Origin of the sequence: Arthrobacter globiformis NBRC 12137 (genome assembly GCF_000238915.1) — a bacterium.
Taxonomy (GTDB): Bacteria; Actinomycetota; Actinomycetes; order Actinomycetales; family Micrococcaceae; genus Arthrobacter; species Arthrobacter globiformis.
Genome location: NZ_BAEG01000085.1, coordinates 129,474 through 150,462 on the forward strand (window position 1 = coordinate 129,474; position 20,989 = coordinate 150,462).

Below are 20,989 nucleotides of genomic sequence, written 5' to 3' on the forward strand. Positions count from 1 at the left end.
CCTATGTAAGCCCTAGTGAATATTTTCACAAAGGGTATTGACTTCCCAGGAATGGAGTGACTGATCAGCATGGATTGGCGTAACCGCGCGGCCTGCCTCGACAAGGACCCGGAGCTGTTTTTCCCAGTGGGCAACACCGGCCCCGCGCTTTTGCAGATCGAAGAAGCCAAGAGCGTCTGCCGCCGGTGCCCGGTCGTTGACACCTGCCTGCAGTGGGCGCTGGAGTCCGGACAGGATGCCGGCGTGTGGGGCGGCATGAGCGAGGACGAGCGCCGTGCACTGAAGCGCCGGGCCGCCAGGGCCCGCCGCGCTTCCTGACGCGGCCCCACGGCAGTAAACGCACCAAAACAAAAGGCGGCGGCCGCGGACCCAAGGTCCGCGGCCGCCGCCTTTGTTGTTGCCGTCGCCTTTGTTATTAACGGTTTGCCAGGCTCAGCACAATCTGCACCGCAGTGCCGCCGCCCTCGCGGGGCTGCCACTGGATGGTGCCGCCGAGTTCGCTCGTGACCAGCGTCCGGACAATCTGAAGCCCGAGGCCCTCCACATGCGGCGTCTCAGGCAGGCCAACGCCGTCGTCCGCCACGGTGACAGTGAGCAGTTCCTCGCCGTCGTCGCCGGCCGAACGGTCAGCGAGCAGCCACACTGTGCCCGTCCGTCCCTCCAGCCCGTGCTTAACAGCGTTGGTGACGAGCTCGTTGATCACCAGTGCCAGCGGCGTCGCGAAGTCGCTGGGAAGGTCACCGAACAACCCCGACCGCTGCGTCCGCACCTGCTGTGACGGTGACGCCACTTCCGCGGAAGGGCGGAACTGGCGCCCGATGAGTTCATCAAAGTCAACGCTCTGGGTCAGCCCCTGCGAGAGCGTCTCGTGCACGAGGGCAATCGTTGCGACGCGGCGCATGGCCTGTTCCAGCCCCTGCTTTGCCTCGTCGCTGACCATTCGGCGGGACTGCATGCGCAGCAGCGCGGCAACGGTCTGCAGATTGTTCTTGACCCGGTGGTGGATTTCACGGATGGTGGCATCCTTCGTGACCAGCTCCATCTCGCGGCGTCGCAGTTCGGACACGTCACGGCAGAGTACCAGCGCGCCGAAGCGCTGCTGCTCGTCGCGGAGCGGGATGGCGCGCAGCGACAGGCTTACGCCGCGGGATTCAATCTCGCTGCGCCACGGCATCCGCCCGGTGACAACCAGCGGCAGGGTCTCGTCCACCATGCGGCGGTCCTTCAGCAGGCCCGCTGTGACCTCGGCCAGCGAGCGCCCCTCCAGTGATTCACCGTCGCCAAGGCGCCGGAAGGCCGAGACCCCGTTCGGGCTGGCGTACTGCACGATGCCCTCGGCGTCGAGGCGGATCAGGCCGTCGCCAACGCGCGGGGCGCCCCGGCGGGACCCCGTCGGTGAGGCGAAGTCCGGCCAGAGCCCCAGTGTGCCCATGCGCAACAGGTCATAGGCACACTGGCGGTAGGTCAGCTCCAGCCTGGACGGCATCCGCGAGCTGGACAGGTCCATGTGCGAGGTAACCACCGCCAGGGTCCGGCCGTTCCTGACCATCGGTACGGCTTCAACCCGCAGTGCCATGTCGCTGCTCCAGTTCGTCTCACTGGAACGCTCGATGGTGCGGCTCTCCCACGCCTTGTCCACCAGCGGCCGCAGGTCCGACCGGATGCCCTCCCCGACGAAGTCGGCGTGGAACACCGTATGTGTCGTGGAGGGCCTGACATGTGCCAGGGCCACGTAGCCGTACTCCGGATGGGGAAACCACAGGGCAAGGTCGGCAAACGCGAGGTCGGCCACCATCTGCCAGTCGCCCACCAGAAGGTGCAGCCACTCGGCATCCCCCGGCCCGAAATCAGCGTGCTCCCTGATGGGGTCCGTAAAGATTGCCACTGCACCTCCAGTTTTTCGACGGCGGGACCGGTGTCCTACCGTCGGACGATTGACCTCAAGAGCCTCAATGCTACCGAGAGCGAGGCCATGTCGTCCGCTTCGAGGGCGTTGACCTCATCGAACATGCTCTTCGCACGGCCCAAATGTTCCGCATTCAGCTGTTCCCAGGCCTTGAGCCTGTCCTCCGCCGGCGACCCCTCCTCGGTCGAGTCCAGGACCGCCGTCGTCATGTCTGAGACGGTGGAGTAAAGGTCGTCACGCAGCGCGGCACGGGCCAGGGCCTGCCAGCGGTCCCTGCGCGGCAGGGAACTGATCCGCTCCAGGAGGGAGTCCACGTGGAACCGGTTGAACACCGTGTAGTAGACGTGGGCGATGTCCTCCACCCGTTCCTTGCGGCTGTGAGCAATTTTTGCGATGTCCAGCAGCACAAAGCTCTCGAACAGCTCGGCCCACCGGTGGCCCAGGTCCTCGGGCAGGCCCCACGAGCGCGCCTTCTCAAGCCAGGAGGCAACCCGCTCGCGGTCGTCACCGCGCAGGTAGTCCAGCAGCCGGGCCCGCATGGGTTCCATCGGGGGCTGGAACTCGGCGACGATGTCAGCGATGGGCCGCGACGCGCTGCCCTGGGCCAGGACCCAGCGCACCGAGCGGTCCAGCAGCCGCCGGATGTCGAGGTGGACGGTGCTCCAGTGCTCGGTGGGGAACGACGCAGGCAGGTCGTTGAGCTCGGACACCATGACGTCGAGTTCGTAGATCTCCCGCAGCGCCACGAACGCCTTGGCCACGGCCACCTCGCTCGCAGAGGTCTCCTCCATGGTCCGGAAGGCAAAGGTGATGCCACCCAGGTTGATCATGTCGTTGGCCACAACTGTTGCGATGATTTCCCGGCGCAGCGGATGGGTGTCCAGTTCGGCGTCGAATTTCTCCCGGAGCTGCACCGGGAAATACTGCCGAAGCGTCCCGCGGAACCAGGGGTCGTCGGCCAGGTCGCTGTCGCGCAGGGCGGTCGCCAGTTCGATCTTGGCGTAGGCCGCCAGCACGGACAGTTCAGGTGACGTGAGGCCCTGCCCCTGTTCCAGCCGTTCACGCAGGACAACGGTGGAGGGCAGTGCCTCCAGGTCCCGGTTCAGGTCCGCCGTCTTCTCCAGCCAGTCCATTAGCCGCTCGTAGCTTGGGCTCCATTCGGCGACCTTCTGGCGGTCGTTCAGGAGCAGGATGTTCTGGTCGATGTTGTCTTCCAGAACCAGCCGTCCCACCTCGTCGGTCATCGCCGCAAGGAAGTCCGAGCGCTCGGCGGCGTCGAACTTGCCGGCGGCCACCATCCGGTCCACGAAGATCTTGATGTTGACCTCGTGGTCGGAGCAGTCGACGCCGGCGGAGTTGTCGATGGCATCCGTGTTCAGGATGACTCCCTGCAGCGCAGCCTCGATACGGCCCCGCTGTGTCATGCCGAGGTTTCCGCCCTCCCCCACTACCTTGACGCGAAGGTCGCGGCCGTCCACTCGGATGGCATCGTTGGACTTGTCGCCCACCATGGCGTGAGTCTCGGAACTGGCCTTCACGTAGGTTCCGATGCCGCCGTTGTAAAGCAGGTCGGCGGGTGCGAGCAGGATGGCGCGCAGGAGTTCGGGCGGGCTGAGCTGCGTCGTGTCTTCGGGCAGGCCCAGCGCGGACCGGACCTGAGCCGAGACCGGGATCGACTTGGCCTGCCTCGGGTAGACCCCGCCGCCTTCACTGATCAGGCTCTTGTCGTAGTCATCCCAGGACGACCGGGGCAGCTCAAACAACCGCTGCCGCTCCGTGTAGGAGGTCGCCTCGTCTGGGTTCGGATCGAGGAAAATGTGCCGGTGGTCGAATGCTGCGAGCAGCCGGATGTGCTTGGACAGGAGCATTCCGTTGCCGAAGACGTCCCCGGACATGTCGCCGACGCCGACCACGGTGAAGGGCTCGGACTGGGTGTCCAGGTCCAGCTCGCTGAAGTGCCGCTTGACCGACTCCCAGGCACCCCGCGCGGTGATGCCCATGGCCTTGTGGTCGTATCCCACGGAACCGCCGGAGGCGAAGGCGTCGCCCAGCCAGAATCCGTAGTCCGCGGCCAATCCGTTCGCGATGTCAGAGAAGGATGCCGTGCCCTTGTCCGCTGCGACCACCAGGTATGAGTCGTCGCCGTCGTGCCGTACAACGTCCGACGGCGGGACGAGCCGTTCGCCGTCGGCTCCTGTCACGAGGTTGTCCGTGATGTCCAGCAGTCCGCGGATAAACGTCTTGTAGCTTTCGACGCCCTCCGCCATCCAGGCCGACCTGTCCTTGGCGGGATCCGGCAGCCGCTTGGCAAAGAACCCGCCCTTTGCGCCTGTTGGAACGATCACGGCATTCTTGACCGTCTGCGCCTTGACCAGACCCAGGATCTCGGTGCGGAAGTCTTCCCGCCGGTCCGACCAGCGGAGCCCGCCGCGGGCCACCTTGCCGAAGCGCAGGTGAACGCCCTCGACCCGGGGAGAGTAGACCCAGATTTCGAACATCGGCCGCGGGAAGGGCAGCCCGTCGATGGTTGCGGGGTTGAGTTTGAAGCTCAGGTGCGGCTTGTCCTGATAGAAGTTGGTGCGCAGCGTTGATTCGATCAGGTTGGTGAACGTCCGGAGGACGCGGTCCGCATCCAGCGTCGCCACCGCTTCGATCGACGCCGACAGCTCGGCGCGGACTTTTGCCTGCCGTTCGGTCCGCTCGAGCTCGGTCAGCGCCGGATCGAAACGTGCCTCAAACAGGGCACTGAGCCCGCGGGTCACATCGGGGTTGGACAGCAGCGTGTCCGCCATGAATTCGAAGGAGTTGGTGTTGCCCATCTGCCGCATGTATTTGGCGTAGGCCCGGAGCACGATGATCTGCCGCCACGTCATGCCCTCGCGCAGCACGAGCCGGTCGAAGCTGTCGGATTCAACGGCTCCCGAAACGGCTGCCCCGAACGAATCCGCCAGCAGTTGCCCGGTGGACACCGGATCCACGCCGGCCGGATATTTCAGGCCAAGGTCATACAGGAAAAAGTCCCGGCGGTCGGCGGTCTCGATCTCGAACGGCCGCTCGTCCAGCACCTCCAGGCCCAGGTTATGGAAGTAGGGAAGGATCTGGCTCAGGCTTTTCGGCTCCAGCATGTACAGCTTGACCCTGGCGTCCTCCTCCAGGGTGGCGCCTGCGCCTTCCGGGAGGTAGACATGGACTCCCGGCCGTTCCTGCCGGGCACCAACCTCGCGTTCGGCCGCGGCCCCGTACTGTTCAAACCGGGCGATGTCCTCGAGGGCATCCTCGATCTCGTAGTCGACGCGGTAAGTCGCCGGGAAGGCCTCGGCCCAAATGGCTGCCAGCTCATTGGCGCCGTCGTCGGCGCTCCGTTCGCGGAGCACCTCGGCGATCCCTTCGCTCCAGGACCGGGCGGCACGGACCAGCCGCTTCTCCAACGCATCGGTGTTGATGTGGCTGACGTCCGCGCCCTTGGGCAGGCGGATCCGGAAGAACAGGCGGGCGAGCGCCGATTCCGTCATCCTCGCCTCATAGTCAATGGACTCGGCGTGGAACGTCTCGCGGAGTTCCTGCTCAATCCTCAGCCTGACGTTGGTGGTGTACCGGTCGCGGGGGAGGTAGACGACGGCGGACATAAACCGTCCGTAGATATCCGGCCGGAGGAAGAGCCGGGTACGGCGCCGTTCCTGCAGCCGCTGGATTCCCGTTGCCGTTGCGGCGAGGTCGGGAATTTCGATTTGGAAAAGCTCGTCGCGGGGGTACGTTTCCAGGATGCCCAGCAGGTCCTTCCCGGAATGCGAGTCCGGCGGAAAACCGGCGCCGCGCAGCACGGCCTCGACCTTTTCCCGGACTATCGGAATATTGCGCACGGAATCGGTGTAGGCGCTGGTGGCAAACAGTCCGATGAAACGCTGTTCACCGTTGACGTTGCCCGCAGCATCAAAGCTTTTCACGCCGATGTAGTCCAGGTACGCCGGGCGGTGCACCGTTGAGCGGGAATTTGCCTTGGTGATGACCAGAGCACGCTTTTCACGGGCCTTGCGCCTGCCTGCGTCGGTGAGATGCTGCACCTGATGGGTGTCGTGGTGCGCCCGCAGCAGACCCAGGCCACTGTCCTCGCGCAGCTCCAGGACATCCTCGCCCTCTTCGTTGACCAGGTCATATTCCCGGTAGCCAAGGAACGTGAAATTGCCTTCGTCCAGCCAGCGAAGCAAATCCTGGGCCTGGCGCAGCTCTGCGATCTGGGTCGGATGCGCTACCTTATCCAGGTCCCGGGCGATCTGCAGTGCCTTGTTGCGCATTTTCGGCCAGTCTTCGACAGCAGCCCTGACGTCTCCAAGGACCCGCTCCAGCCCTTGCTGCAGCTGCTCAGCGGCTTCATCACTGGCGCGGCCGACCTCGACGGCAATCCAGGACTCCATGTGGGACGCGTTGTCGCCCTGGGCAATCAGGTGGGACAGGACGGGCAGCGCCGCGGTGTCGCCGCTGGAAATGCCGATGCTGGACGGGACCCTGTCCACCTTGACGAGTTCGTTGGTGTCGCGGTTGCGTGTGACCACGAACATGGGGTGCTGCACGAGGTGGATGGCCGAATTCTGCCGTACCAGTTCGGCGTTGACTGAATCCACCAGGAAAGGCATGTCGTCGGTGACGATGTAGACAACGCTGCGGTCGCCCTCGGGAACGATGGAGATGTTGGCGCTGCCCGGCCGGCGTTCAAAACCCACTGCGCGGTGGGTCTCGGCCCGGGCCATCAGCAGCTCGTGCGGGTAGGCGCGTGCGTCCTCCTCCGCCAAATGCTCGTAGTAGTCCGCAAAGAAGCCTTCCTCGGCTCCTATTGAACGGGACTGATCCTCCACGCTGGACCCAGACGACATCGACACACGCCTCCATCACACAGTTTGCGGCTGCTTCCTTGCAGCCCTCACCGTGAGCCTAGTCCGTCAGCCTGCGCCTTGCTGTGGATGAGAACACAGAGGATCTGCGTTTTTGCTGGACAGGTGCACAAACCAAGTCGGCGATCGCCGACCGGAGCCGGGATTCCGGGGCCGATTCCAGCAATAACGACCCGGACAGCAGAGCCGCGTCTGTTGCGCCCGGGTCCCACGGGAGGAAGGCCTTGATGCCCGCCGACGGGCCGAACCGCTCCCATGCCTCGCGGAGCTGGCGTTCCGGAGAACGGCCCACAGCCGAGGCCCGCACCTTGTTGAGCACCACCTCGGGGCTGACCCCCGGCAGTGAACCTTCGAGTTCCGCCAGCCCCCTGACCAGGCGGGGAACACCAATGGGATCCGCCGAGCCAACGGCGATGACAGAATCGGCAAGCTCAAGGCTCCTGAGAGTTGCGGCGTTGCGCCGCGGCGCCATGGTGTCGAAGCTCAGCTCCTCGTCGGCCTCAAGGCAAAAGCCGGCGTCGACCACGATGACGTCCGCCACTTCCCGCGCCCGGTCCAAAACAAGCGCCAGCGCGGCTGCGCGCAGCTCGGTCCAGCGGTCGGCCCGGGTGATGCCGGTCAGAACCCGGAAGGTTCCTGCCGTGGCAGTAACCGGTACGGCGACCCGGAGCAGTGCCTCCCGGTCCAGAAGGCCCTGGTCGGCCAGCCTGCAAGCTTGTGCCAGACCCGCCGCTTCGTCGAGGAGTCCCAGGACGCCGGCAACGCTGGCCCCATAGCTGTCGGCGTCGACCAGCACGACAGACTTGCCCTGCGCTGCCAGCTCCCCTGCGATGTTGACGGCCACCAGGGTTCTGCCGGGCGCGCCGGACGGACCCCATACCGCCATGATCCTGCCGGTTCCAACAACTGCCTGTTCCGGTGCGGCGTCGACAGCCTCCGGGTGCAGGGCCGCGCCGGCATCTGCGAAACCCGTGCTGAAACCGGGTCCGGCGCCGGGGTCCAGTCCTGCCGGACCCGGGCCCGCATGCCTCCTGACGGCCTCGGCGATACTCTCCGCCAGGGCTGTGGACTCAACGGTCGAGGGCGCAGCACTGACTCCGATGCCGCGAAGCCTCAACCGCTCCTCGGGGCTGTCGGTCAGGGCAATGATGACTACGCCCACGGCGGCGAGCCTGTCCACCAGCGAGGCAGTCAGGTCCGCACTGCCCTCGGCAACAACGGCGGCCCGGGCCAGCCCACTCTGGCAGGCGGCCAGCAGTTCTGCGAGCTCCGCGCAGCGCCGGACCACGGTGACGGGACCGTGCAGCCGCTCCAGCCCGCCAACCAGATCCTCCTGCGACTCGCCGACGGTGACAACCGGGATGCTCACTTGGCGGCCCCGCCGGGATTCCACACAACGGAAATTTTGGCCTCGTTCGCCTGCGCGCCAAGGAGTGAGGCCATCTGCCCGTCCCCCACCAGGACCATCAGAACCGTGGATTTCGAAGCGCCCAGGGCAGTGGATCCTTGTGACACCTCCGCGATTTCCGCGCCCGGGAGCAGCAGCTTGGGCTCGGCAAATCCGTTCCGGGCATCGGGCAGGGAGACCCAGACGTCCACCCGGGTGCCTGCCACCGCGTGCTCAGGCAAGGCCTCCTGAACCGTGATGGCCACGGGCTTTCGGTCCAGGGCGTCGACACTGCCCAGACTTTCACGGGGAACCAACTGGTCCTTGGCGATCCGCTGGACGGCCACCTGGCCTTCGGGGATACCTGACTCCGCCGTCACATAGTGCGCTTCGACGTCGCCGAGGCGGACCTTGACCCGGCTGATGTTTTCAGGAGTGAGTTTCTGGCCGACGGCAATCGGCTCACGGGCCGCAAATACCTCTGTAGTGCGGTCCGCGCTGCCGACAAGGGCAACGACTCCGACGACGGAGGCGAGGACAAGGAGTACACCCACCAGAAGCCTCGGGTCCTTCCAGGAAGGCTTCTTCAGCCGGGCTCCGGCGGCCGCCGTGCTTGCACTCATGCGTACTGCTCCCCCTTGACGCCTGGGCGCTTCCATCGCGCCGGTCATGATCATTGTTACGGCATGCCCGCTCAATCGGAAGGCTTTCAGGCAAACAACATCAAACTGTGGATAACGGCACCACTTACGCCCAACCGTGGCACAATTGGACTATGCCCCGATTCCTTACGCTTGCAGATGTAGCCGAGCAGCTTCAGATCAATGCGCCGGCAGCGTATGCCCTCGTCCGCAGCGGCGAACTGAAGGCAATCCAGGTGGGTGGCCGCGGCCAGTGGCGTGTCGAGGAGAAGATGCTCGAGCAATACATCGAAGAGCGGTACGCCGAGGCAAGCCGCATGATTCAAGAGGCCAAGTCCAAGTCCGTTTGAGCACGGGCGGCTTCCGGGCCGGGCCGTGGATACCCCGCGCGTTCCGTCAGAGTTCCCCGCCACGCCTGGAGCGGAGCGCACCCAGCGCCTGAAACGGGACCGTCGCCACCTCGGCAACCCGGCCAGCCCTGCGCGCTTCGCCGGGCAGTGTCATGGCAAGGTCAAAGAAGTCCCGCCCCACCCTGTCAATCACGCCCCACAGCTGCGCGTCCGGTGACCGGCCTGCCAGCAGGACGGTGAGCTCTGCCCTGTCCCGCGCCAGGCCCCGCAGTGCGCTGGCAAGGCCGAGTCTCCGGCGCACCAAGGATGCCTCGCCCACCGCGAACCGGCCGAGTCCGGTGTAATGGCCGACGGCGGCATACGGAACCAGCACCTGCTGTGCCGCTTCGTCAAGGACCAGGCTTTCGGATCCCGCATGACTGAGCGTGCCGGCAAAGACAGGCCCCGAACTCAGATGGATGCCAACGTGGCAGCCCAGGGAGCCACGAAGCCTCTCGTCCAGCGCGATGGCAGCCGTGTCTGCCCGGGAGCGCTCGGCAATCTCAGACTCCAGGCCCAGAACCCCGGCCTCGGCAAGCTGCAGCTCAAGATCCTGAAAGAGGGCATTCCATCGCATGGCGATAGCGTAGGCGCGCCCACGAGGACGGTCAATTAATCCACAAACTTTCCTATCTCCATAGACAGCATGAACACACTTGCCGCAAACTAGCTCCATCAGCACCAAACACATCAAAGTTGATCAAACTGCATCAAATGGATTGGTTGGGGGAAGTCATGGGGGAAGAGGTTCAGCGCCCGGTGAGGGCAGAAGCCGCCTTGGCGGTTGTCATCCTCGGGCTCGGAGCTTTTCTGGTTTTCACCGGGGCAGGGATCGTTGATCATTGGGGGCGGTCCGCTGCACACCAGCAGGCTTTGCTCTTCGACGACCTGCTTGGCCTATTGGCCCTCGCCGCCGGACTGACCGTCATCGCCTGGTGGCTGCTGTCCCTGGTAACGGCTTTTGCGTCGGCGCTCCTGGAACGGACCGGGTACAACGCCGCCGCCCGCGCCACAGCGCGGTTCACCCCGGTTTTCATGCGCAGGCTGGCGATGGCCGCGGTTGGCGTGCAGCTTCTCGGCGCGCCGCTCGCCCACGCGGATGCCTTGCCCGCTGCAGCCCTTTCCTCGAGCAACGGATCGTCTCTGTCCGCAGCATGGGCACCTCTGGCTGACAAGCGGCCGGACCTGCCCGCAGGTCATTCCAAGGACTCCGGCGTCAGCGAAGGATTCGCCACGATTGGCAGCGAACTGCAGCCTCAGTGGAAGCCGCGTGTCCCGGTTGTGGAACCCGGCCTCGTTACCTCTTTGCCCGCAAGGGCAATGACCGAGCCAGCCGGCGCCCGCCGCGAGATACCCGTCCGGGCTGGCGAATCACTGTGGACCATCGCCGCACGCGAACTGGGGCCCGGTGCTTCCGAGGTGGAAATAGCAGCCCGCTGGCCGCTTTGGTACCAGGCCAACAGGACTGTTATCGGAGCCGATCCCAACGTCCTTCTCCCGGGCCAGCTCCTTAGCCCACCGCCGCCGTAGGCGGCGCCGGCGTGCTTTCCTCCCGCGCCGCCGAACCCCGAGGCCGCCCGTTTCGCGGCTTTCCCAAGCCAGCCACCACCGAAGGACCGATCATGACTGCAGTAACTCCACTACGGCGTGCAGGAGCCGCTGTTCCTGTGCAACTCCCGGCGGCGCCGGCCCGTACTGCGGCGGCACCCGGAGGCGAGGAGCGCGAAATATGCGCCATCACCAGGGCCACCGTCCAGGCCGCCGTTGAAGTCCTGGCGGGAACGAGGCCCATCCACCAACTGGCGCGACGGCTGGACCAGCGCTGCCTGACCGTGCTCCAGCACAGGGCGGCCCTCACCCGGCGGGTGGCTGCCCGGGCTCCCCGGAAGATGGGGCTGCTCCACCGCAACGCATCAGTCCGGTCGGTCCGCGCGTGCGCGGTGGCACCTGACATTTATGAGGCCAGCGCGGTGGTGATTGATGAACTGCGGGTCCGGGCAGTCGCCGTCCGGCTCGAACGCAGCAAGAACGTCTGGCGCGTGACCGCCCTGGAGATTGGCTAAACGCGAAAGCAGGAAAGGACCGGAGCACGGGCTCCGGTCCTTTCCTGTCATATCCGCTGGCTAGCGCTTTTTCTTCTTCCCGTCACGCCGCTCCTGCGAAGCGGCCTTGGCGGGGTTGCCCGAACGGCCTGCAGCGCGGCCTTCGATCCGGGTCTCGGCTCCGCCGTCTTCCCGGGGCGCGGTGTACTGGAGCTGGGCGGGCTTCTCCGGCGCCTCAAGACCGGCTGCACGGATCTGCGGCTCGTGGTGTTCAGTGTGGCCTCCGGCCGCGTCGGCCACCACAACGTCCTCGGCCGGCGTGACTTCCACTTCGAGGTTGAAGAGGAAGCCGACGCTCTCCTCCCGGATGGCTTCCATCATGGACTGGAACATCGTGAAGCCTTCACGCTGGTACTCCACCAACGGATCACGCTGGGCCATCGCACGCAAGCCGATGCCCTCCTTGAGATAGTCCATCTCGTACAGGTGCTCCTGCCACTTCCGCCCGATGACGGAGAGCACAACACGCCGCTCGAGTTCACGCATGCTCTCGGAGCCGATCGCCTCCTCCCGTGCCTGATACACCAACTTGGCATCCGACAGGATTTCTTCCCGCAGGAACTCCACCGTGATGCGCGACTTGCCGCCGGCCTCGTCGATGACATCGTGCGGCGTCACGGTGACGGGGTAGAGCGTCTTGAGGTTGGTCCAGAGCTGGTCGAAGTCCCAGTCGTCGCCGTTGCCTTCGGCGGTCGCTTCGTCGATCAGTGCGTTGATGGTGTCTTCCAGGAAGAACTGCACCTTTTCGTGAAGGTCGTCGCCTTCGAGGATCCGGCGGCGGTCGCCGTAGATGGCTTCGCGCTGGCGGTTGAGGACGTCGTCGTACTTCAGAACGTTCTTGCGCTGCTCGGCGTTCCGGCCCTCGACCTGCCCCTGGGCCGAGGCAATGGCGCGCGAGACCAGCTTGGATTCCAGCGCCACGTCGTCGGGTACGGAGCTGTTCATCAGCCGCTCCGCCGCACCCGAATTGAACAGGCGCATGAGGTCGTCGGTCAGCGAAAGGTAGAAACGCGATTCGCCGGGGTCGCCCTGGCGGCCCGAGCGGCCGCGGAGCTGGTTGTCGATGCGGCGGGATTCGTGGCGCTCAGTTCCCAGCACATACAGTCCGCCCAGCCCCAGCACTTCCTCGTGCTCGTCCTTGACGGCCTTCTTCGCAGCCTCCAGTGCCCCGGCCCAGGCTGCCTCGTACTCCTCCGAGTTTTCCTCCGGGTCAAGTCCCCGCTGTGCGAGTTCGGCGATGGCGGTGAACTCGGCGTTGCCGCCCAGCATGATGTCCGTGCCGCGGCCAGCCATGTTGGTGGCGACAGTGACCGCCCCCTTGCGTCCGGCCTGGGCCACGATGGCGGCTTCACGAGCGTGGTTCTTGGCGTTGAGAACCTCGTGCCGGATGCCCTCCTTCGCCAGCAGGCGCGAAAGGTACTCGCTCTTTTCGACGCTCGTGGTGCCCACCAGGACCGGCTGGCCGTCCGCGTGGCGTTCGGCGATGTCGCGGACCACGGCCTCGAACTTCACGACCTCGTTCTTGTACACCAGGTCGGACTGGTCGATCCGCTGCATGTCGCGGTTCGTGGGGATGGCGACTACCCCGAGCTTGTACGTGCTCATGAATTCGGCGGCTTCGGTCTCGGCCGTGCCCGTCATGCCGGAGAGCTTGTCGTACATGCGGAAGTAGTTCTGCAGCGTCACCGTGGCGAGGGTCTGGTTTTCAGCCTTGATCTCGACGCCCTCTTTGGCTTCGATCGCCTGGTGCATGCCTTCGTTGTAGCGGCGGCCGGCGAGGATACGGCCGGTGTGCTCGTCAACGATGAGGACCTCGCCGTCGAGGATGACGTAATCCTTGTCCCGCTTGAACAGTTCCTTGGCCTTGATGGCGTTGTTGAGGAAACCGATCAGGGGCGTGTTGGCGGATTCGTAGAGGTTCTGGATACCGAGGTAGTCCTCAACCTTCTCGATTCCGCTTTCGAGTACGCCGACGGTGCGCTTCTTCTCGTCGACTTCGTAGTCCTTCTCCGGCTGCAGGCGCAGGACAACCTTGGCGAACTCGCTGTACCAGCGGTTCGTGTCGCCCTGGGCCGGGCCGGAAATGATCAGCGGCGTACGGGCCTCGTCGATGAGGATCGAGTCGACTTCATCGACGATCGCAAAGTTGTGGCCGCGCTGCACCAGCTCTGACTTGTCCCACGCCATGTTGTCGCGGAGGTAGTCGAAGCCGAATTCGTTGTTGGTGCCGTAGGTGATGTCGGCAGAATACTGCTCGCGGCGGACAGCCGGGTCCTGGTTGGCGAGGATGCAGCCGCTGGTGAGCCCGAGGAAACGGTAGACACGGCCCATGAGCTCAGATTGGTACTCGGCCAGGTAGTCGTTCACGGTGACAACGTGCACGCCTTTTCCGGTAAGGGCATTGAGGTAGGCCGGAGCAGTGGCCACCAGAGTCTTGCCTTCACCGGTCTTCATTTCGGCGATGTTGCCCAGGTGCAGGGCTGCACCACCCATGAGCTGCACATCGAAGTGGCGCATGCCGAGCGTGCGCGAGGACGCCTCGCGCACGGCGGCGAAGGCTTCCGGCAGGAGGTCGTCGAGCTTCTCGCCATCCTGGTGGCGCGCACGGAGCCGGTCTGTTTCTTCGCGCAGTTCCGCATCCGTAAAGGTTTGGAACGAGTCTTCAAGGGCGTTAATGGAATCAGCATAGTTCCGCAGTTGCCTCAGGAGCTTTTTGTCACCTGTGCGGAGAATTTTTTCGATTAATGATGCCACGTGAAGTTGCTCCCAGTCTCATGCTGCCGAATTCTGGCGTGATTTAGTCTACGGGAGAGACGCATGGCACGTTGCCCTGTTCCCTCACAGCGGATAGCCGTGGACGGCGGCCGCGACCGCGGGAGCAAGATCCCCCACCGGCGAGACGGCTATGCCGTCCAGTCCGAGCCAACGTGCCATCAGCTGCAGCTCCGCTGCGAGTTCGACGGCGGTGTCCGCCGGAGCGTCCGGCTCGCCGAAACACGCCTTGGCGAGCAACAGGCCCGCGGCGCGGTCTGCCTTAAGGTCCACCCGGGCGACAATGCGGTCGCGGAGCAGGAACGGAAGCACATAGTAGCCAAAGCGGCGCTTGGCCACCGGGGTGTAGATCTCGATGCGGTAATGAAATCCGAAGAGCTCTTCAAGCCTGCGCCGCTCAAACACCAGCGAATCGAAGGGGCTGAGCAGCGCCCTGCCGGCTGCCTGGCGCGGCAGCCGCGCCTGGGCGTGGCGGTACACAGCCCGGTCCCAACCTGTCACTGTCACCGGTTCCAGGCGTCCGGCATCAACCAGGCGCTGAACCGAGTCCGCGGCTGCCTTGACCGGAGTCCTGAAGTAGTCAGCGAAACACCGCACGGTCCCGATCCCGTGGGCCTGCGCCGCAGCATCGATGAGCCGGTCCATGGCGGCCGAGGGATCCGGTACCGCGTCGAGGTCATGCCCGGGCAGAACCTGGCGGGTCAGGGCATACTGCCGTTCAAACTGGTCCGTCCTTGACGCCGACGAGACGACTCCCTCTTCAAACAGGTGCTCCAGAACCCGTTTGACGGCATTCCAGTTCCAGCCCCAGTTGACGTGCTGGCGGTCTTCAACGTGCCCGAGCCTGGCGGTGAGTTCGGCGGCAGTCATGGGCCTGCCGTCGGCGAGCGCATCAAGGACCCGGCCGGTTACCCCGGAGCGCAGCCCGGGGTCCATCCCTGCCGCCCCGACCCACTTGCGGTTCTGCCACACCACCAGGTCCAGGAAGTGTTCCGGGCGGATGTAGCTGGCTTCGTGGGCCCAGTACTCCAGCATCCGCCGCGGGTGCCTGCCTGCCATCTGCTGGAGGATGGAGCGGTCGTAGTCGCCGAGCCTGGAAAAGAACGGGAGGAAGTGGCTCCGGGCCAGAACGTTGACGGAATCGATCTGGACGAGTTGGATCCGGGCAAAGGTCCGGCCCACCGCCCGTGAGGTCACGGGGCCGGCGGGCCGTCCTTTGTCCAGTCCCTGGGCTGCCAATGCGATCCGCCGGGCCTGCGAGAGGCTCAGCGATGCACCCATGTCAGCCCTTTCGTTGCCTGGGCTCCATCTTATGCAGTTGCGGCCGCATCGTCCGAGCGGTACGCCAGGATTTTCTCCTCATGCGTGTTCTCGCCTGGTTCGCAGTAGTGGTCCAGGGTGATAACCCCGTAGGTCCAGCCGCGGCGGCGGTACACGACCGATGGTGCGTTCGTGGCCTTGTCCACGAAAAGGTAAAAGTCGTGACCGATAAGTTCCATGTTGTCCACGGCGTCGTCGAGGGTGAGGGACGCGGCCGGGAACACTTTACGCCGAATCAGCACCGGCGAGTCGCCGGCAGGGATGTCGTTCTCGACGTCGTACGGCGATTTCTCAGCCGGTTCCGGAGCGGCCTGAATGTTGTTGCTCGCTTCGACGTAGATCGGCTGGTTGGAGCTCGCGGGCTCCAGTGTTGCAGTTGCCTCGCGTACGGCCTTCGGCGTGTGGCGCCCGTGATGGACCTTCTTGCGGTCCTTGGCCCTGCGCAGCCGCTCAAGCAGCTTGTTGTAGGCGAGGTCGAACGCGGCGAACTTATCTGCGGCGCTTGCTTCGGCACGGATCACGGGGCCGCGGCCCAGGACTGTCACTTCAACCGTGAGCTGGTCACCGGTCTGCCGCGCATTTGTTTCCTTTGAAACCTTCGCGTCGACCCTCTGGACCTTGTCCCCAAGCGATTCGATCTTCGAGATCTTCTCGCCGGCGTATTCGCGGAATCGGTCCGAGACCGTCAGATTTCGTCCGCTGATCATGAACTCCATGGTGCCCTCCAAATGACTTCGGTGACACGACGGCGGCACTTCCCGGGGACGATCTGATTGACAGTCGAGCCCCTTTCCGAGCCGCTATCGAAAGGTACAACTGATCTTGGTACCCATATCCGACGTTAGTTCATAGCAACAAGTTATTCATCCTTTCGCAGTTTATTTTTTTCTATGTCTCAGGTGGGCCCCAGGCAATCCCCAGGATGCCTCGGCTGCGCCCGGGGCGGCCGCCGCATCAGGGGCTCGGGTGGCGGCAAGGACCACGGCGCCGCGCACAATTCCGCCGGCTTCGTGGACGGCCCGGGCGGCTTCCGCCAGGGTGGCGCCGGTGGTCAGGACGTCGTCGACGATGATGCACTGCCTTCCCCGCAGCGAGTGACCGCGTGCACCGCGCGCGGTGCGCATGGAACCGCGGACCCTTCGGGACCTGTCTCCCCTGCCAAGTCCCTTCTGCCCTCCGGGCAGGCCACCTCCCTTCTGCCCTCCGGGCAGGCCACCTCCCTTCTGCCCTCCGGGCAGGCCACCTCCGGCTCCAGGGTTGCTGACTTTGCGCAGCGCATCGCTGCATTCCACCTTGCTGTCGTTGAAGCTCCGCCGGACACCGGCCAGCAGCAGGTGAACGGGGCTGAACCCGCGCTTCCGGTACGCGCTGCCGCTGGTTGGGACCGGAACGAGGACCACGCCATCCGTTCCCGCATATGCTGCCGCAAGCGTCCCTGCGAGTATCGTCGACAGCACGCGCCGCAGCTGCGCCTGGCCGTGGCGCTTGAAGGCCAGGATGGATTGGGAGAGCTCCTCGCGGTAGATGCCCGCTGCGACCACAGGCAGGATCACGGAGCCGTCGGTGTCCATGAGCGCCGGTGCCCCGGTTTCCGCCCGGAAGGGATGGCGGGTCAGCATCCGCAGCCTCCGCTCGCAGCCGGCACACAGCGCCAGATCCTCCCTGCCGCAGCAGACGCATTCCACGGGCAGCGCCACGGCCATGATCTCGGCCCCGGCCCCCGCCAGCAGGTCCCAGGCCTGCAGGAGGCGCTGCCGGTGCTCCCCGCGGTGGCGGGCGTGCCACAGCGGCTGGGCCAGGACATCGGGATCCGCCGAAGCCCTCTGTCCGTCGCCTGTCCTGTTTCTCCCCATGGTCCAAGGGTGCGGCGCGGGAGCCGGCCGGCAAAAGGCCCGGCGGTCTCCATGTGGATAATGCCGTACGCGGGACGGACCCGTACGCAGGAAGGACGCCGAACGGTCAGCCCGGGAAGGACGGGTCCGTGGGTCCCCTCAGCTGCGCCGACCATCCGTTGCCCAGCCTCTGGAAGATGCCGTCCCTGGACTGGGCATAGATCTCCTCCGGACCGTTGCCGGCGCTGAGGGCAACCAGCCCCGGCCACGGTGCAAGCTTCTGCGGCTGGGACGAGGTAAGGGACAGCAGTTCGGGAGTCACGTTCGCCGTGTCGCTACCCTTCATGACCACCGCTGTGGTGTCATTCACCCATACTCCCTGGTCCGGGTTGCCGCTCGCCTGCAGCGTGATGGGCGCCGTCAGTTCCTTGGGAGTGCCGTCAGCACCCCGGATGATGCCCGTTACCTGCACCCGCGTAGTGCCGTTTTGTTCGGAGATGACCAGTGCCCGGACACCTTCCCGGGAAACCCGGAAGTCCTTAACCGTGCGGCCCGCCAGCCAGGACGGCGTCAGCGTTACGGTGGGCACCGCCGCACCCTGGGCTATTCCGGTAGGCCGGAAGGCGGTCAGCTCCGTGACACCCTGGGCCCCCGGCCCCGCAGTCCACAGCCAGTCGTGCAGGCTGAACGACGGGTGCGTCAGCGTGCTGCGGGTGGTCAGGGCACGCGCGGGCTGGCCGGGCACCATCGAATAGAGGGTGCTGCGGCTGCCGTTCAGGAACGCTACTGTCTGCGAGACGGGCGACTCGGCCGGCGAGCGCGGTTTCAGCGCCGCCACCGGCTGCATGTCCGGCAACGGCGACACCCTGTTGTTCTCGTAGCGCACCAGCTCGTTGTTGCTGACGGCTATCTGGCGCGCGGGAACATTTCTGTTCTGGACCGGCGGCAGCACGGAGCCGTTGTCCTCTACCCGGACGAGGTCCTGGTTGGCCCGCAGCTCCACGTTGATGACGTCCGGCTGGCTGCGGAATGTGAGGGCCAGCTGCGTCTGCATCCTGAGCCGGTCCTCGGTGGACGCGTCGGTCAGCTCCTTGGCCGACAGGTCCACCTGGGCTGCGCCCGAAACGACGGGCACCGACTCCCTGGCAAGTTTCATGCCGGACGGGAACGCACTGACGACGGCGCCCTTCAGATACGGGGCGGGTCCGCCGAGCAGGGCACTCGTCATGGACTTCACTGTCTTCTTTTTAATGAACCAGCGGACATCCGGAACGGCATACGTGAAGCTGGGGTCGTAGAAATAGATGGGGTAAGCACCGTAGATGACCTTGAAGGTCTCCTCGGGAATGGCGGTGCCGTCGGGGATCTTGGAGATGCGCCATTCGCCGTCAACCTGGACCAGCGTCACGGGGATGTTTTCCTTGGTACCCGCCGGCATCTGGGTGGCCACGCCGTCGGAATCCACTGAGTACGCGACGTCCAGTTCGTAGTTGTAGACGCCCTCGACGCCGGTCTTCACCACCCGCTCGGAGCGGAACACCAGCGTCCGCTGGTCCGGTTTCCAGGCAACCGAGGACGCCTGCGTCAGGTACTGCCGCGCCACGGCATAGTCGTCCTCGTACCCGCTGCCTGCCAGATAGAAGTCCTCAATGACCGCTTCCGGACTGGACCCGGTGCGCGGGGCGACGGGAAAGAACACCGGAGCGTTGGGATTTCCGGCGCTTTCGTCCGTGCTCCTTCCAACGGGGCCGGACCGCGGAATCTGGGCGCAGGATGCCAGGAACAGCAGAACGACGGCCAGCAGCCCCGCGGCCAGTCCGCGGGCCGCCGGGCGCACCCGCCTCACGATTGCTTCCCCGTGCGCGCTGCCTCCGGTGTGCCCGCCCGGGCAGCCGCAGCAGGCTCGGCGTCCGTTGCCGGCGCAGCGCCGGAGTCAGGGCCACCTGCCGGTGCTGAGTCAACGGCATCTGGGTCCCCTGCCGCGGGGTCCTTCGGCACGGCGGCGGCGCCCGGCCCCAGGACGAGGACGCTGTGGTCGCCGGGGCTGCCCAGTGCCACGTCTGCAGGCTCAAGGGGCAGCGGCGACTTCGTGATGGTTCCGCCCTGTTTCAGCGGAAGCGTGAGCCGGAAGCTGGATCCGACGCCGGTGTTTCCCCAGGCCTGCAGCCAGCCGTTGTGCAGTTTGGTGTCCTCGGTGGCAATGGACAGGCCCAGCCCGCTGCCGCCCGTGGTGCGGGCGCGGGCGGGATCGGCGCGCCAGAACCGGTCGAACACCCGCGCCGCCTCGGCAGGACTCATGCCGATTCCGTGGTCCCTGACGGTGACGGCGACGGCGTCCGCGGTGGAGGCGACGGAAATGTTCACGGGCCGGCCTTCGCCGTGTTCGAGGGCGTTCAGAATCAGGTTCCGCAGAATCCGGTCGATGCGGCGCGAGTCCATTTCCACCACGACGCTGCCTTCCGGCGCATTCAGCAGCATCTCCGAACCGTACTCTTCGGCGACGGGGGCCGCGCCCTCCATCACATGGGAGATGAGCTGCACGATGTCAGTCGCCTCGGCATCGAGCATGGCGACGCCGGCGTCGAACCTGGAAATCTCCAGCAGGTCCGCCAGCAGCGACTGGAACCGCTCCACCTGGTTGTAGAGCAGCTCAGCCGACCTCTTGTTTATGGGGTCGAAGTCGTCGCGGGCGTCGTAGAGCACCTCTGCGGCCATCCGGACAGTGGTCAGCGGTGTGCGGAGCTCGTGGGACACGTCGGAAACGAACCGCTGCTGCATCTGTGACAGCGTGGCCAGCTGGGTGATCTGCTCCTGCAGGCTCGCCGCCATGTGGTTGAACGAGGCGCCGAGGCGTGCCATCTCGTCCTCGCCTTTGACCACCATGCGTTCCTGCAACTGCCCTGCTGCCAGCTTTTCCGACACCACGGCGGCGTGGCTGACGGGGCTCACCACGTTGCGCGTGACGTACCAGGCGATGGCGCCGATCATGAGGATCAGCGCAGCGCCGCCGGCCCAGAGGACATTCTGGATTTCGTTCAGGGTCTGCTGGGCGGTGTTGAGGTCGTAGATCAGGTAGAGCTCGTAAACGGTGCCGTTGAAGGTCACCTTGTTCCCGACGGCGATGCCTGGCCTGTCTTCGGTCCCCACCGGGAATTCCGTGGAAGCCCAGAACTGTTCCTTGCCGGAATCCTGGACTGCCTTCCGGAGGTCCGGCGGGATGACGCTGATGGTCAACTGGTCGGAGGCGCGCGACTCCACCCACCGGTTGCGCGGTTTGGTCTGCTCCGGCATCGCCTCAAACACGTACCGGCGCTGGATCACCGAGCCCCTGCCCTCCACGGCGTTGAGGGTGTCGTAGACAAGGGTGATCACGCTGGACTGGTCGGTGACCTGGGCGCCGTCGAACGTGTCCTGCACCTGTTTGACGTTGTAGCGCGTCTCGGACTCCGCCTGAGTCAGCCGCTCCTGGAACAGGTTGTTGGCAATCTGGTTGGACAGGTAGGCGCCAACGATCGCAAACGAGCTGATGGACAGCAGCAGGGTGGTCAGGACGGTGCGGAACTGCAGCGAGCGGCGCCACCGCCGCTGCAGGGAACGCAGCAGATACCGGATGCCGGGAAAGATGCGGTCTACGCCGGTGCGCACCAGGCGGGCGACCCGCAGCACGACAATGAGGGCGCGGCGCCGCCAGATCCGTGCTTGCGAAGGCAACCGTGCGAGCCCGGCGCCAAAAGCGTCGGTGTGCTCCGGGGCC

15 protein-coding genes are annotated in these 20,989 nt (G+C 65.5%); 4 read left to right on the forward strand and 11 right to left on the reverse strand.

From position 1 onward, the window contains the following. Positions 1-69 precede the first annotated feature (69 nt). Positions 70-318 (forward strand): WhiB family transcriptional regulator, encoded by a 249-nt coding sequence (locus ARGLB_RS17265; RefSeq protein WP_003804966.1) that lies wholly within the window; start codon positions 70-72, stop codon positions 316-318. 97 nt (positions 319-415) lie between these two features. Here the strand turns inward: ARGLB_RS17265 and ARGLB_RS17270 are convergent, their stop codons facing one another. The 4 genes from ARGLB_RS17270 to ARGLB_RS17285 are packed head-to-tail and all read right to left on the reverse strand — an operon-like array spanning position 416 to position 8,802. Continuing rightward, positions 416-1,885, reverse strand: coding sequence for a sensor histidine kinase (locus ARGLB_RS17270; protein ID WP_003804967.1), 1,470 nt, complete (start codon positions 1,883-1,885; stop codon positions 416-418). A 35-nt stretch (positions 1,886-1,920) separates the two neighbouring features. Then, positions 1,921-6,774, reverse strand: coding sequence for an NAD-glutamate dehydrogenase (locus ARGLB_RS17275; protein ID WP_003804968.1), 4,854 nt, complete (start codon positions 6,772-6,774; stop codon positions 1,921-1,923). A gap of 58 nt (positions 6,775-6,832) precedes the next feature. Beyond that, the gene (locus tag ARGLB_RS17280) at positions 6,833-8,161 is read right to left on the reverse strand and encodes a CpaE/TadZ family protein (RefSeq protein ID WP_003804969.1); all 1,329 of its coding nucleotides are present in this window, start codon (positions 8,159-8,161) and stop codon (positions 6,833-6,835) included. Then, on the reverse strand, positions 8,158-8,802 hold the full coding sequence (locus tag ARGLB_RS17285; protein WP_003804970.1) for an SAF domain-containing protein: 645 nt from the start codon (positions 8,800-8,802) through the stop codon (positions 8,158-8,160). The genes ARGLB_RS17280 and ARGLB_RS17285 overlap by 4 nt, the downstream gene beginning before the upstream one ends. Before the next feature lie 152 nt (positions 8,803-8,954). Here ARGLB_RS17285 and ARGLB_RS17290 point away from each other — a divergent pair, with 152 nt between their 5' ends. After that, positions 8,955-9,170, forward strand: a complete 216-nt coding sequence (locus ARGLB_RS17290) for a helix-turn-helix domain-containing protein (RefSeq protein ID WP_043419585.1) — start codon at positions 8,955-8,957, stop codon at positions 9,168-9,170. A 46-nt stretch (positions 9,171-9,216) separates the two neighbouring features. Here ARGLB_RS17290 and ARGLB_RS17295 read toward each other — a convergent pair whose 3' ends face one another. Beyond that, a complete protein-coding gene (locus ARGLB_RS17295) occupies positions 9,217-9,786 on the reverse strand; it encodes a hypothetical protein (RefSeq protein WP_003804972.1) in 570 nt (189 codons plus the stop codon). A gap of 137 nt (positions 9,787-9,923) precedes the next feature. On the opposite strand from ARGLB_RS17295, the gene ARGLB_RS17300 reads away from it, so the two are divergent. Both ARGLB_RS17300 and ARGLB_RS17305 read left to right on the forward strand, forming a co-directional pair. Then, positions 9,924-10,739, forward strand: a complete 816-nt coding sequence (locus ARGLB_RS17300; RefSeq protein WP_139023387.1) for a LysM peptidoglycan-binding domain-containing protein — start codon at positions 9,924-9,926, stop codon at positions 10,737-10,739. A gap of 92 nt (positions 10,740-10,831) precedes the next feature. Further along, positions 10,832-11,272, forward strand: coding sequence for an Rv3235 family protein (locus tag ARGLB_RS17305; RefSeq protein ID WP_139023388.1), 441 nt, complete (start codon positions 10,832-10,834; stop codon positions 11,270-11,272). A 60-nt stretch (positions 11,273-11,332) separates the two neighbouring features. Here ARGLB_RS17305 and secA read toward each other — a convergent pair whose 3' ends face one another. The 6 genes from secA to mtrB form a co-directional block, all read right to left on the reverse strand. Beyond that, positions 11,333-14,065 (reverse strand): preprotein translocase subunit SecA, encoded by a 2,733-nt coding sequence (secA, locus tag ARGLB_RS17310; RefSeq protein ID WP_003804975.1) that lies wholly within the window; start codon positions 14,063-14,065, stop codon positions 11,333-11,335. Positions 14,066-14,149: 84 nt separating this feature from the next. Then, positions 14,150-15,364: a winged helix-turn-helix domain-containing protein gene (locus ARGLB_RS17315; protein ID WP_003804976.1), complete on the reverse strand. Its 1,215-nt coding sequence runs from the start codon at positions 15,362-15,364 to the stop codon at positions 14,150-14,152. 29 nt (positions 15,365-15,393) lie between these two features. Then, positions 15,394-16,119, reverse strand: a complete 726-nt coding sequence (gene hpf, locus ARGLB_RS17320) for a ribosome hibernation-promoting factor, HPF/YfiA family (RefSeq protein ID WP_003804978.1) — start codon at positions 16,117-16,119, stop codon at positions 15,394-15,396. A gap of 162 nt (positions 16,120-16,281) precedes the next feature. Next, on the reverse strand, positions 16,282-17,256 hold the full coding sequence (locus tag ARGLB_RS17325; RefSeq protein WP_003804981.1) for a ComF family protein: 975 nt from the start codon (positions 17,254-17,256) through the stop codon (positions 16,282-16,284). A 106-nt stretch (positions 17,257-17,362) separates the two neighbouring features. Beyond that, the gene (locus tag ARGLB_RS17330) at positions 17,363-19,072 is read right to left on the reverse strand and encodes an LpqB family beta-propeller domain-containing protein (protein WP_003804983.1); all 1,710 of its coding nucleotides are present in this window, start codon (positions 19,070-19,072) and stop codon (positions 17,363-17,365) included. A gap of 5 nt (positions 19,073-19,077) precedes the next feature. Then, a complete protein-coding gene (mtrB, locus tag ARGLB_RS17335; RefSeq protein ID WP_245531558.1) occupies positions 19,078-20,946 on the reverse strand; it encodes an MtrAB system histidine kinase MtrB in 1,869 nt (622 codons plus the stop codon). Between the last annotated feature and the right edge of the window lie 43 nt (positions 20,947-20,989).